Raw genomic sequence first — 13,024 nt, 5'->3', positions numbered from 1 at the left:
AGGTCAATCCTATGACAAATTATCGTGAATTTGATCCCGATTTATGGGCTGCTATCGACCGTGAATCTGATCGCCAAGAACATAATATTGAATTGATTGCTTCAGAGAACATTGCATCTGCCGGTGTACGAGCTGCACAAGGTAGTATTTTAACGAACAAGTATGCTGAGGGTTATCCTGGTAAACGATACTATGGTGGGACTGAGTATATTGATTAAGTTGAACAATTGGCAATTGATCGCGCTAAAGAATTGTTTGGTGCTGAATATGCGAATGTGCAACCACATTCTGGTTCACAAGCCAATGCGGCTGTTTATGCAGCTTTATTAGAACCCGGAGATCATGTCTTAGGACTTGATTTGGATGCTGGTGGTCATTTGACCCATGGCTCACCGGTTAATTTTTCAGGTAAGACTTATCATTTTCATGCGTATGGTTTAAACGAAAATGAACGCATTGATTATGATCAAGTTGCTAAACTGGCAAAAGAATATAAACCAAAGTTGATTGTGACAGGTGCTTCGGCTTATTCACGATTCATTGATTTTGACCGTTTCCGAGAAATTGCAGACTCAGTTGGTGCTTACTTAATGGTTGATATGGCGCACATTGCTGGTTTAATTGCTGCTGGTGTTCACCCATCACCAGTTGGTATCGCAGATGTTGTGACGTCAACGACACACAAAACTTTGCGTGGCCCTCGTGGTGGCTTGATTCTAGCTAAAGCAGAATTAGGTAAAGCCTTGAATTCAGCTATTTTCCCTGGTACACAAGGTGGCCCATTAGAACATGTCATTGCTGGTAAAGCCGCTGCTTTCTATGAAGCAATGCAACCAAGCTTTAAGGAATACGGTCGTCAAGTCGTTGCCAATGCCCAAGCCATGGTTGAGGTTTTCAAAAAATCAGAATTGGTACGCGTTATTTCAGATGGTACTGATAATCATTTATTTAACCTCGACTTAACAGCAACTGGTATTTCAGGTAAAAAAGCCCAAAATGTATTAGATAAGGTGTATATTACAACTAATAAAGAAGCGATTCCAAATGATACGCGGAGTCCATTTATTACGTCAGGTATCAGAATTGGTACGCCGGCTATTACAACTCGTGGGTTCAAGGAAACTGAAGCCACTCAGGTTGCTGAACTGATTTTGCAAGTTTTGGCTAATCCTGAAGACGAAGCGAACCTTGCCGAAGTTAAACAAGCAGTAGTAGACTTAACTAGTCGTTTTCCATTGTCAGAAATCGAGCACGCAAACTAAAAAAATTATATAATTAAGAAAAAGAAATGGAGCTTTGAAATGAGTAAGTTAACGGTTTTTGATCACCCACTAATTCAACACAAACTAACAATTATCCGTGATAAGAATGTTGGTACGAAAGAATTTCGTGAAATTGTCGATGAGATTGCTTCATTAATGGCTTATGAAGTAACCCGTGATTTGCCGGTTGAAGATATCGAAGTTGAAACGCCCGTTGCAACAACCACACAAAAGACATTGGCTGGTAAGAAACTAGCTATCGTGCCAATTTTGCGTGCAGGTTTGGGAATGGTTGACGGTATTATGAAGTTAATCCCAGCCGCTCGTATCGGTCATATTGGTATGTATCGTGATGAAGAATCATTGGAACCGGTTGAATACTTTGTGAAGTTGCCAGAAGATATTGATCAACGTGAAGTTTTGGTTGTTGATCCAATGTTGGCAACTGGTGGTTCAGCAAACATGGCCATTGATGCACTTAAGAAGCGTGGGGCAACAAAAATTAAGTTAATTACGTTGGTTTCAGCGCCAGTTGGGGTTGAGGCTGTTCAAAAAGCTCATCCAGATGTTGATATTTACACAGCTGGTTTAGATGAGAAGCTAAATGAACATGGTTACATCATTCCTGGACTTGGGGATGCCGGTGACCGTTTATTCGGTACGCACTAATCGATAAAGGTCAAGGCAATTTCGTCTTGGCCTCTTTATTTTGTAAAAAATTCGTTTTGTTAAAACGTTTAACCGGATTTATTGCTGTTTACTAACTTTGTTAACTGATATATAATAAAAAAAGTTTAATTTGACTTTAACTTGGTCCCGTGAGGCTAATAAGATTGACTTGTAGCATTTCGATTAAATATCGTTATGGATAAAGCTATCATATTAGAAAATAAATCAAGCTGAGGTGCTTTCATACCTCGGCTTTTTTAATGCCAATTAATTTGAAAGATGAAAAGATGAAAGGAATAATATGATGGAAACAAAACGTGATGTTGTATTAGACGTAGATGAAAAGCCAAAATTTTGGCAATGGGTGGGGCTGTCATTACAGCATATGTTCTCAATGTTTGGGTCAACGGTCTTAGTGCCATTGCTCGTTGGCCTGAACCCAGGAATTGCGCTATTTAGTTCTGGTGTTGGAACGTTACTACATATTTTAATTACGAAACGTAAGATTCCAGCTTACATGGGATCAAGTTTTGCTTTCGTTATTCCAATGGTTGCTTTAATGAAAACAACCGGCTATCCAGGTGTCGCAACTGGTGTGATTTCAGTTGGAATTGTGTACTTGATTGTTGCTGTTTTGGTGGGGATGATTGGTACCAATTGGATTGAAAAAATATTGCCACCAATTGTTGTTGGTCCAATTATCATGGTCATTGGTTTATCACTATCAGGTTCAGCTGCTGAGTCAGCAACTTTGTTAAATGGTAAGTATGATTTGCGTGTTTTCCTAGTTGCCATGCTAACGTTAGCTGTTACGATTTTCTTTAATATGTATCTGAAAGGTTTCCTAGGATTAATTCCGATTTTATTGGGAATTGTTGTCGGCTATGTCGTTGCTATTATGGCAGGTTTGGTTGACTTAGGACCTGTTGAAAAGGCTGCCTGGTTTGCTTTGCCAGACTTTGATATGCCATTTATTGACTATAAGCCAATTATCCATTGGGATGCCGTTCTGGTTATGGCACCAATTGCTTTGGTAACAATCACTGAACACTTGGGACACTTGATGGTTTTGGATGATTTGACGGGTCGTGATTACATTCAGGATCCTGGTTTGCACCGTACGTTGGCCGGTGATGGTGTTGCCACATTATTTGCTGGTCTTGTCGGTGGACCTTCAGTAACTTCATATGGCGAAAACATTGGTGTTATGGCAATTACCAAGGTTCATTCAGTTTACGTTTTGATTGGTGCTGCAATCTTTGCGGTGCTATTCTCATTTGTTGGTAAACTATCAGCTTTGATTCAAACCATTCCAGGTGCTGTTACTGGTGGAGTATCATTCTTGTTATTTGGGGTGATTGCCGCATCTGGTTTGCGAATTATTGTTGAAAACAAAATTGATTTTAATTTGAAGCGTAATTTGATGATTTCTTCATCAGTTTTGGTTATTGGAATTGGTAATGCTTATCTACAGCTTGGTCATGGTAACGGTATCGTGCAATTCTCAGGTGTTGCGATTGCAACGATTCTAGGGATTGTTTTGAATTTAATTTTGCCAGATAAGGCTGCTTCAGAAAAATAATGATATGCAATTGAGATTGCGCCAAAAGGGTGCAATCTCTTTTTTTATTAATAAATATTTTTAAAATACTTTCCTTTTTGTGATAGGTTTTACTAATGTATTCTATTTTGGAATAGTAGGAAAGGTGATATAACAAGCTTTAATAAAAGCAGTTGCAAAAATGGGACAAGGTAAGGTGTTTTAGGTAAGTCTTAGTTATTGAAATGACTTTGAAAAGGGGTAATAATAGTGTGGTAAAAGTTAAACGGTTCTGTATGATTTTGTATACCGCTTGATTATATTTCATAAAGGAGAAAAGAGGTGAATTTCAGTGGAGGAGAGCGCAACCTTTACTATTGCAGGGTTGACGTTTGATTGGAGTGTAATTATTTCAACAACAATATCTGTTGTCGTTGTCTTTCTTTTAGCATTTTGGATGTCTCGTAAGTTGGTTTTGAAACCATCTGGTAAGAGTAAACAAAATATGTTTGAGTGGGTCATTGATTTTACAAACAATATTGTTGACGGATCATTACCGAATAAAACTGGGAATAACTTAAAGTTTTTCGCGTTTTCATTGTTCATGTTTATTTTTATGTCTAATCAGTTAGGAGTTGCTTTCAGCGTTAAAGTTGGTAGTGATACATTCCTTAACTCACCAACAGCTAATCCGTTGGTTACAATGACATTGGCATTGATTGCAATTGGAATTGCCCATTTCTTGGGTGTAGAGAAATTAGGGTTCAAAGGATACTTTAAGACAGTTTATTTATCACCATTCAGTGCATTACTACCAATCAATTTAATCGAGCAATTCACAAGTTTTTTGACTCTAGGATTGCGTTTGTTCGGTAATATCTTTGCTGGTGAGATGGTGCTATCGCTATTGTGGCAATTGGCACAATCAGCTGGTATCATTTCATTTGTACCAGCCTTTTTCCTAACAATGATTTGGCAAGGTTTTTCACTGTTTATCGGGGCCATTCAAGCGTTTGTCTTCGTAACTTTGACAACTGTCTATGTTTCTGAAAAGACAGAGTAACTACAGTAACTGTTTATATTTAATGGAGGATTTTAAAAATGGATGTTGCAACCATAGGTGTTGGAATTACTGCTGCTGGTGCCGCTATCGGTGCTGGTATTGGTAACAGTATTGTTATTTCAAGTATGCTATCAGGTATGGCTCGCCAACCTGAATTAGAAGGTAAGCTACGTACCAATATGTTCATTGGTGTTGGACTAGTTGAGGCCGTCCCAATTATTGCGATTGCGCTTGCATTCATGTTGCTTGCACGCTAATTAAGATTTGGAGGCCAACTAAATTATGTTAAATCAAATTGTTCTAGCAGGTGCTAGCAAAGGGTTGGCTTTGGGTAATATGTTGTTTGTGCTAGTGGCATTCCTAGTTTTGATGCTTCTACTGAAGAAGTTCGCTTGGGGTCCAGTAGTCAACATGATGGAAAAGCGTGCTGACAAAGTCGCTCATGATTTGAACACTGCTGAAGAAGCGCGTCAAGAAGCCGAAGAAATGGCAGCTAAGCGCTCAACTCAGCTACAATCAGCACGTACTGAAGCTAATGGCATCGTTGCAGATGCTAAGACAGAAGCTGGTAAGCAACGTGATCAAATCGTTGCTGACGCTCAAGCTGATGCTAAAGCTACTAAAGAACAAGCAAGCGCACAAATTGCGCAAGAGCGTTCTGAAGCGATGGCCGGTGTTAAGGGCGAAGTTGCTGATCTTTCTGTAACGATCGCACAAAAGATTATCCAAAAAGAACTAAAGTTAGATGATCAAAAAGCACTTATTGATGCTTACATCGAAGGGTTAGGAGACAAATAATGGCATTAGATAAAGCAACGATTGCTAAACGATATGCCGTTGCTTTGTTCGAATTAACCCATGATCAAGGTACAGACACCGCAACGGCTGAAGAATTAACAGCCCTTAAAAGTGTTTTGGTACAAAATCCAGAATTGACGAAAGCGATGTTATCTTTGCGGATTGATGAAAAAGTTAAGCGTGAGATGTTAGACACGTTGACTGAAGGTGTGAGCCAAGTCGTTAAAAATTTGGTTCAAATGACCTTCGATTATCGTCGTTTTGAAAATTTACCAGATATTATTAATCAATATAATAAATTGGTAAATGAAGCTTCAGGTATTATTGATGCCGAAGTCAAAACAGCGATTCCATTGAGTGATGAGCAATCATCAAAATTGGAAGCAAAGTTAGCTGAGCGTTATCACGCCAATCAAGTGAATTTGACACCTGTTGTCGATGAAACAATTCTTGGTGGTGTTATCGTGAAAACTAGTAATCAAATTTTGGATGGATCATTAGCAACTAAGTTAGCTGCTATTCGTCGAAGTATCATCCGCTAGTAATCGGAATTCTAGTAGAAATTGATGTTGTGTTTAATGATTAAACACACTATAAAGAAAGAGGAACTGCTGAAATGAGCATCAAAGCTGAAGAAATCAGTTCACTCATCAAAAAGCAATTAGCCAATTATCAAGACGACTTAACAGTTCAAGAAACGGGAACCGTTACCTACATTGGTGACGGTGTTGCCCGTGCAACAGGGTTAGAAAATGCCCTTGCTGGTGAACTGGTTGAATTTGAGAACGGTGTTTATGGTATGGCGCAAAACTTGGAATCAAACGATGTTGGTATTGTTGTTCTAGGTAAGTATGACGGTATCAGTGAAGGTGATACCGTAAAGCGTACTGGACGTATCATGGAAGTGCCAGTTGGTGAGCAGCTGATTGGTCGTGTTGTAAACGCTTTGGGACAACCTGTTGATGGTATGGGCCCAATTGAAACGGAAAAGACACGTCCTGTCGAATATAAAGCTCCAGGTGTTATGGAGCGTAAGTCTGTGTTTGAACCACTACAAACGGGTCTAAAGGCCATTGATTCTTTGGTCCCAATTGGTCGTGGTCAACGTGAGTTAATCATTGGTGATCGTAAAACTGGTAAAACATCAGTTGCGATTGACACTATCTTAAATCAAAAAGATCAAAATATGATTGTTGTCTATGTTGCGATTGGACAAAAAGCTTCAACTGTTCGTACACAAGTTGAAACGTTACGTCGCTTAGGGGCAATGGATTATACGATTGTTGTAACAGCTGGACCTTCTGAACCAGCACCATTGTTGTACTTGGCTCCTTATGCCGGTGCTGCAATGGGTGAGGAATTCATGTACAACGGTAAGCACGTGTTGATTGTTTATGACGATTTGTCAAAGCAAGCAACGGCATACCGTGAGCTGTCATTAATTCTTCGTCGTCCACCTGGTCGTGAGGCCTACCCTGGTGACGTCTTCTACTTGCACTCACGTTTGCTAGAACGTGCTGCTAAGTTGTCAGACGAACTGGGTGGTGGTTCAATGACTGCTTTGCCAATCATTGAAACACAAGCTGGTGATGTTTCAGCTTATATCCCAACAAACGTTATTTCAATCACTGACGGTCAAATCTTCTTGGATTCTGATCAATTCTACGCTGGTGTTCGTCCTGCCATTGATGCCGGAACTTCTGTTTCTCGTGTTGGTGGTGACGCACAAATCAAGGCTATGAAGAAGGTTGCTGGTACATTACGTTTGGACTTGGCTTCATATCGTGAGCTAGAGTCATTCGCCCAATTCGGTTCAGATTTGGATGAAGCAACGCAAGCCAAGCTTGCTCGTGGTCGTCGTACGGTTGAACTATTGAAGCAACCTCTTCATCAACCAATGCCAGTTGAAGAACAAGTGTTATCACTTTATGCTTTGGCACATGGCTTCTTGGATGATGTTGAAGTTGAAGATATTCTACGTTTTGAATCAGAAATGATTGCTTCTGTTCGTGCTTCACATAATGATTTGCTTCAGACAATTGTTGATACAAGCAATTTGCCTGATACGGATGCATTGGATGAAGCAATTAAGAGCTTCAAAGCAACATTCGCTGGTTCAAAGGATTAGCAAAGGAGGGGCATAAATGGCAGCTTCTTTACAAGATATTAAACGCCGCATTGCCTCAACGAAAAGTACGCGCCAAATTACAAGTGCCATGCAAATGGTCTCAACAGCTAAATTAAGCAAAATTCAACGCCATGGTGGTTCATATGATGTATATGCAAATGCCCTTCATGATGTTGTTGCTCACTTATCAAGTGCTCATATTAGTCATGTAGCCGGAACATTGTTGGAACAACGACGTGTTTCAAAAGTGGGATTTTTGGTTATTTCGTCTGATCGTGGTTTAGTTGGTGGTTATAATTCAACGTTGTTAAAAGAAGTTATGACAACGATTAGTGAACGTCAACTAACACCTGATCAGGTGACGATTTTAGCCGTTGGTGGTAATGGTGCCGATTTCTTTAAGAAACGCGGCTTTGATGTTGCGTATGAATATCGTGGTGTTTCCGATGTGCCAACCTTTACTGAGGTTCGTGACATCGTAAAGACCGTTACAACGATGTATGACAATGAAGTGTTTGATGAATTAACTGTTGCTTATCAACATTACGTTAGTCGTATTTCAAACGAGGTTCGTTTACAAAAAATGCTACCAATTTCTGCTGAAGAAGTTCAGGAGAAGGGTGAAAGCACTTATACGGCTGACTATGAAATGGAACCATCAGCAGACAAAATTTTAGAAGTTATTTTGCCACAATATGCTGAGAGCTTAGTCTACGGTGCCATTCTTGATGCAAAGACCGCTGAGCATGCCGCATCTTCAAATGCCATGTCATCAGCGACTGATAATGCCGGAGAAATTATTGATTCTTTGGGATTGCAGTATAATCGAGCACGTCAGAGTCAGATTACGACAGAAATTACAGAAATTACTGGTGGAATGGCAGCTTTGGATTAAGCGTGTACTACATCAAATTAATATAAACGAAGGAAGGAAACGACAATGAATACCGGACAAGTTGTTCAAGTCATTGGTCCCGTTGTCGACGTTGCCTTTCCATCGGGAACAAAGATTCCAGAAGTTAACAATGCTTTGACTATCGATAAAGGTGATCAAAAGACATTAACTGTTGAGGTTTCTTTGTCTTTGGGTGATGGTGTCGTACGAACGATTGCCATGGATTCAACAGATGGATTGCAACGTGGAATGACGGCAACTGACACTGAAGAATCAATCAGTGTACCTGTTGGTGAAGATACGTTGGGTCGTGTGTTTAACGTCCTAGGAGAACCAGTTGATGGTGGTAAAGAACTAGGGGATGATGTGCCACGTGATCCAATTCATCGTGATGCACCAGCATACGACGAACTATCAACGTCAACAGAAATTTTGGAAACTGGTATCAAAGTTATTGACTTATTAGCACCATATGTTCGTGGTGGTAAGATTGGTCTATTCGGTGGTGCCGGTGTTGGTAAGACGGTGTTGATTCAAGAATTGATTCACAACATCGCACAAGGTCACAATGGTATTTCTGTCTTTACTGGTGTGGGTGAGCGTACCCGTGAAGGTAATGATATGTACTATGAAATGCAAGGATCAGGTGTTTTGAAGCAAACCGCCATGGTCTACGGTCAAATGAACGAGCCTCCTGGTGCACGTATGCGTGTTGCCTTGACTGGTTTGACAATTGCCGAGCATTTCCGTGATGTCAATGGACAGGATGTGCTATTGTTTATCGATAACATTTTCCGTTTCACGCAAGCTGGGTCAGAGGTTTCTGCCTTGCTAGGACGTATTCCATCAGCCGTTGGTTATCAACCAACGTTGGCTACTGAAATGGGTCAACTACAAGAGCGAATCACTTCAACTAAGAAGGGATCAGTTACATCAATTCAAGCCGTTTACGTGCCTGCCGATGACTATACTGATCCTGCGCCTGCAACGACATTCGCGCACTTGGATGCAACGACTAACTTGGAGCGTTCTTTGACGCAACAAGGTATCTATCCAGCCGTTGATCCATTAGCTTCAACTTCAACTGCTTTGGCACCTGAAATTGTTGGTCAAGAGCACTATGATGTTGCTACTGAAGTACAACGTACTTTGCAACGTTATCGTGAATTGCAAGATATCATTTCTATTTTGGGAATGGATGAATTGTCTGATGAAGAGAAGACGATTGTTAATCGTGCTCGTCGTATTCAATTCTTTTTGTCACAACCATTCTCAGTTGCCGAAACGTTTACAGGTCTTCCTGGTGAATATGTTTCTCTTTCTGAAACAGTTCGTAGTTTCAAGGAAATTTTGGCCGGTAATTATGACCAATATCCTGAAGATGCCTTCCGTAACGTAGGTGTCATTGAACAAGTGGCAGAAAAAGCTGCCAAGATGGCTGAGTAGACAGAGGGAGTAGTGCTATGAGTGAACACACCCTACATGTTAAGGTGGTAACGCCAGATGGTAACGTGTTCGATCATGAAACTGCATCATTGGTTGTTTTAGATACAATTGGTGGTGAAGAAGGAATCATGGCTGACCACGCACCTATTATTGCCGCAATGCATATCAGTGAGGTGAAAGTTGTTGATGAGCCAGCAAGCTTTGAAGAAATCATTGCTATTAGTGGTGGTTTTGCTGAGTTTTCTGACAATCAATTAACCATTGTCTCTGATAGTGCTGAACGTGCCGAAGATATTGATGTTAATCGTGCTAAGGCCGCTGAGGAACGAGCAAAAAAGCATTTGGATGCAAATGAAACAGATGATGTTGCACGTGCCCAATTAGCCTTAATGCGAGCAGTCAATCGTATTCACGCCGTAACTGGCAAAAATTAGATAGACATAAAAGGAGAGTGAAACGAGAGCGTTTCATTCTCCTTTTCGCGTTTATCCGCTGATAAGCAAAACTTGACGTGCTAGACTCCCTAAAATTTGATAAAATAGATTTAATATTGATTAAAGAAAGTGGGATAACAGGATGATCGTATTATCGGGAACTATTGGTGCCGGAAAGACCAGTTTAACAACCATGCTTGCACAACATTTAGGGAGCAAAGCATTATACGAGTCCGTTGATGATAATCCGATTTTGCCATTGTTTTATGAGGATCCAAAACGTTATGGGTTCTTACTACAAAATTATTTTTTGAATAAGCGTTTGGATAATATTAAAGATGCCCAAGGTAGTCAGCTAAATGTGATTGACCGTTCCATTTTTGAAGATTTGTTGCTATTCAAGTTGAATGCAGATTTAGATCGTGCCACACAGACAGAAGTACAAATTTACGGTGATTTGCTAAACAACATTATGGAACAAGTTGATTTTTCTGATGATGCGATTGTTAAGACACCTGATTTACTAATTTATATTCATGTCAGTTTTGACACAATGTTGGCACGTATTAAGAAACGTGGTCGCGATTATGAACAAATTGAAAATGATCCATCACTATATAACTATTACAAAAGTTTAAATGAACGTTACGTTGCTTGGTTTGAATCCTATGATCGTTCACCTAAATTGAGCATTGATGGTGATAAATATGATTTTGTGACAGATGAAGCAGCTGCTGAACAAGTTTTGACATTGATTGATGACAAAATTGCTGAGTTGGGTTTAAAGAATAATTAGGAGAATTGTTATGCTAGATATGAAAGTAATCCGTCAAGATACGGAACAAGTGAAGGAGCGCTTGGCTACACGTGAGGTTGACCCACAAGAAGTTGATGCCTTAGTTGCTGATGATGCTAAACGTCGTGAACTATTAGTTCAAACTGAAGACCTAAAAGCACGTCGTAATACAGTATCAGATCAAATTGGTCTAAAGAAGCGCCAAAAGGAAGATGCAAGTGATGTTATTGCTGAAATGCAAAAGGTTTCAGCAACTATCAAAGAATTAGATGAACAAGTTGCTAAACTAGATGAGCAAATTCAAGATCGTTCTTTGCATCTTCCTAACTTGCCTAATGATACAATTCCGGTTGGACCTGATGAAGATGCAAACCGTGAAGAACGTAAGTGGGGTGAAATTCCAACGTTCAATTACGAACCTAAAGCCCACTATGAAATTGGTGAAGACTTGGGCATTTTAGATTTTGAACGTGGTGCTAAAGTATCAGGTGCTCGTTTCGTTTACTATGTTGGTCAAGGTGCCCGCCTAGAACGTGCCGTTTACAACTTTATGTTGGATGAGCACCAAAAAGAAGGCTATAAAGAAATGATTACACCATACCTTGTTAAAGATAAGGCAATGTATGGAACTGGTCAGTATCCAAAGTTTATGGAAGATGCTTACCGTGTGGGAACTAATGATGATATGACATTAATCCCAACAGCCGAAGTACCTTTGACAAACTACTTCCGTGAAGAAGTAATTGATGCTGAAAAACTACCATACAGTGTGACCGCTTTGTCACCAGCCTTCCGCCAAGAAGCTGGTTCAGCTGGTCGTGATACGCGTGGCTTGATTCGTATGCACCAATTCAATAAGGTTGAAATGGTTAAATTCACAAAGCCTGAGGATTCATACCAAGCATTAGAAGACATGACAGTTAATGCCGAAACTTTGCTACAAAAGCTAGGTTTGCCTTACCACGTTATTACATTATCAACTGGTGACATGGGCTTCTCGGCAGCTAAAACGTATGATGTGGAAGTATGGATGCCACAACAAAACATCTATCGTGAAATTTCATCTGTTTCAAATACCGAAGCTTTCCAAGCTCGTCGCGCACGTATTCAATACCGTGATGAAAATGGTAAGTTGCAATTCGTCCACACTTTGAATGGATCTGGACTAGCTGTTGGTCGTACAGTAGCTGCTATTCTAGAAAACTATCAAAATGAAGACGGTACAGTAACAATTCCTGAAGTTTTGCGCCCATACTTTGGTGCAGATAAGATTGTGCCAGAAGATACACTATAAAGATAATAAAGCTAAGTCGCAGTTAATCGGCTTGGCTTTTTTGTATGGTTAGATTGCAAAGCATCCAAACACCGTTACACATCGAATCCAAAACGTCTTTGCTCACGCTCTGAGTAAACGCGCTCGCAAAAGCTGAACCTTCGATATAACGCTATTGGTCCCAATCACGTCCCTGTGCGTTGCTTCGGCCGTAATTGCTCCCAACGACGTTATACACCAGGTTCAACCCGCTTTTGCTCACGCTCTGAAAAAATAAAAAAACAATTGCAAAAATATACAAAAGATAGTAATATATATCGAGTGGTAAGGAGCTGCTAGTACATTTGCAACTTACGACAGTATTTATTTTTCAAAAAATGTGTTGACACTTGTTTGGAAATTAGATATACTATAAAAGTTGTCGGATGTCATGTTCGACTGACGTCTGTTGCGGATGTGGCGGAACTGGCAGACGCGCTGGATTTAGGTTCCAGTGCCCCTAGGGCGTGCAGGTTCGATTCCTGTCATCCGCATATCGTTTAACGATACAGAAGCCGACTTAGCTCAGCTGGCAGAGCGCTTCACTAGTAATGAAGAGGTCGCTGGTTCGAATCCAGTAGTCGGCATCTTATGCGAATATAGTTCAGCTGGTAGAACGCCACCTTGCCATGGTGGAGGTCGCGGGTCCGAATCCCGTTGTTCGCTTTCTTCCAATTGGAA

The 13,024-nt window shown here is 40.3% G+C and carries 12 protein-coding genes, 3 tRNA genes and 1 pseudogene; all 16 read left to right on the top strand.

Annotated features, from left to right (window positions below; genetic code table 11):
* The first annotated feature begins 11 nt into the window (after positions 1-11).
* The 16 genes and pseudogenes from glyA (at position 12) to ACSYSF_RS07420 (ending at position 13,009) form a co-directional block, all read left to right on the top strand.
* Positions 12-1,262: pseudogene (gene glyA, locus ACSYSF_RS07495) on the top strand (serine hydroxymethyltransferase).
* A gap of 39 nt (positions 1,263-1,301) precedes the next feature.
* Complete coding sequence (gene upp, locus ACSYSF_RS07490) at positions 1,302-1,931, top strand: uracil phosphoribosyltransferase (RefSeq protein WP_489867395.1); 630 nt, start codon at positions 1,302-1,304, stop codon at positions 1,929-1,931.
* Positions 1,932-2,235: 304 nt separating this feature from the next.
* Positions 2,236-3,513, top strand: a complete 1,278-nt coding sequence (locus ACSYSF_RS07485; RefSeq protein ID WP_489867511.1) for a uracil-xanthine permease family protein — start codon at positions 2,236-2,238, stop codon at positions 3,511-3,513.
* Positions 3,514-3,823: 310 nt separating this feature from the next.
* The gene (gene atpB, locus ACSYSF_RS07480) at positions 3,824-4,534 is read left to right on the top strand and encodes a F0F1 ATP synthase subunit A (RefSeq protein ID WP_489867394.1); all 711 of its coding nucleotides are present in this window, start codon (positions 3,824-3,826) and stop codon (positions 4,532-4,534) included.
* A 38-nt stretch (positions 4,535-4,572) separates the two neighbouring features.
* A complete protein-coding gene (gene atpE / locus ACSYSF_RS07475) occupies positions 4,573-4,791 on the top strand; it encodes a F0F1 ATP synthase subunit C (protein ID WP_075270361.1) in 219 nt (72 codons plus the stop codon).
* A gap of 25 nt (positions 4,792-4,816) precedes the next feature.
* Entirely contained in the window at positions 4,817-5,332 is a 516-nt protein-coding gene (gene atpF, locus ACSYSF_RS07470; protein WP_489867393.1) for a F0F1 ATP synthase subunit B, read from the top strand.
* Complete coding sequence (gene atpH, locus ACSYSF_RS07465) at positions 5,332-5,874, top strand: ATP synthase F1 subunit delta (RefSeq protein WP_489867392.1); 543 nt, start codon at positions 5,332-5,334, stop codon at positions 5,872-5,874. The genes atpF and atpH overlap by 1 nt, the downstream gene beginning before the upstream one ends.
* 74 nt (positions 5,875-5,948) lie before the next feature.
* Positions 5,949-7,460 (top strand): F0F1 ATP synthase subunit alpha, encoded by a 1,512-nt coding sequence (gene atpA, locus ACSYSF_RS07460; RefSeq protein WP_489867391.1) that lies wholly within the window; start codon positions 5,949-5,951, stop codon positions 7,458-7,460.
* Positions 7,461-7,476: 16 nt separating this feature from the next.
* The gene (locus ACSYSF_RS07455) at positions 7,477-8,355 is read left to right on the top strand and encodes a F0F1 ATP synthase subunit gamma (RefSeq protein WP_489867390.1); all 879 of its coding nucleotides are present in this window, start codon (positions 7,477-7,479) and stop codon (positions 8,353-8,355) included.
* A 45-nt stretch (positions 8,356-8,400) separates the two neighbouring features.
* Positions 8,401-9,801 (top strand): F0F1 ATP synthase subunit beta, encoded by a 1,401-nt coding sequence (gene atpD, locus ACSYSF_RS07450; RefSeq protein WP_489867389.1) that lies wholly within the window; start codon positions 8,401-8,403, stop codon positions 9,799-9,801.
* A gap of 17 nt (positions 9,802-9,818) precedes the next feature.
* Complete coding sequence (locus ACSYSF_RS07445; RefSeq protein WP_489867388.1) at positions 9,819-10,235, top strand: F0F1 ATP synthase subunit epsilon; 417 nt, start codon at positions 9,819-9,821, stop codon at positions 10,233-10,235.
* A gap of 142 nt (positions 10,236-10,377) precedes the next feature.
* On the top strand, positions 10,378-11,031 hold the full coding sequence (locus ACSYSF_RS07440; protein WP_489867387.1) for a deoxynucleoside kinase: 654 nt from the start codon (positions 10,378-10,380) through the stop codon (positions 11,029-11,031).
* A 10-nt stretch (positions 11,032-11,041) separates the two neighbouring features.
* Positions 11,042-12,325: a serine--tRNA ligase gene (gene serS, locus ACSYSF_RS07435; protein WP_489867386.1), complete on the top strand. Its 1,284-nt coding sequence runs from the start codon at positions 11,042-11,044 to the stop codon at positions 12,323-12,325.
* A 429-nt stretch (positions 12,326-12,754) separates the two neighbouring features.
* Positions 12,755-12,837, top strand: a tRNA-Leu gene (locus ACSYSF_RS07430).
* Between the two features lie 20 nt (positions 12,838-12,857).
* Positions 12,858-12,930: transfer RNA gene (locus ACSYSF_RS07425), tRNA-Thr, on the top strand.
* Between the two features lie 6 nt (positions 12,931-12,936).
* Positions 12,937-13,009: transfer RNA gene (locus ACSYSF_RS07420), tRNA-Gly, on the top strand.
* The last annotated feature ends 15 nt before the right edge of the window (positions 13,010-13,024 follow it).

It is taken from the genome of Weissella sp. ESL1139, assembly GCF_058506735.1.
This window is presented reverse-complemented; position numbering and strand designations above follow the sequence as displayed.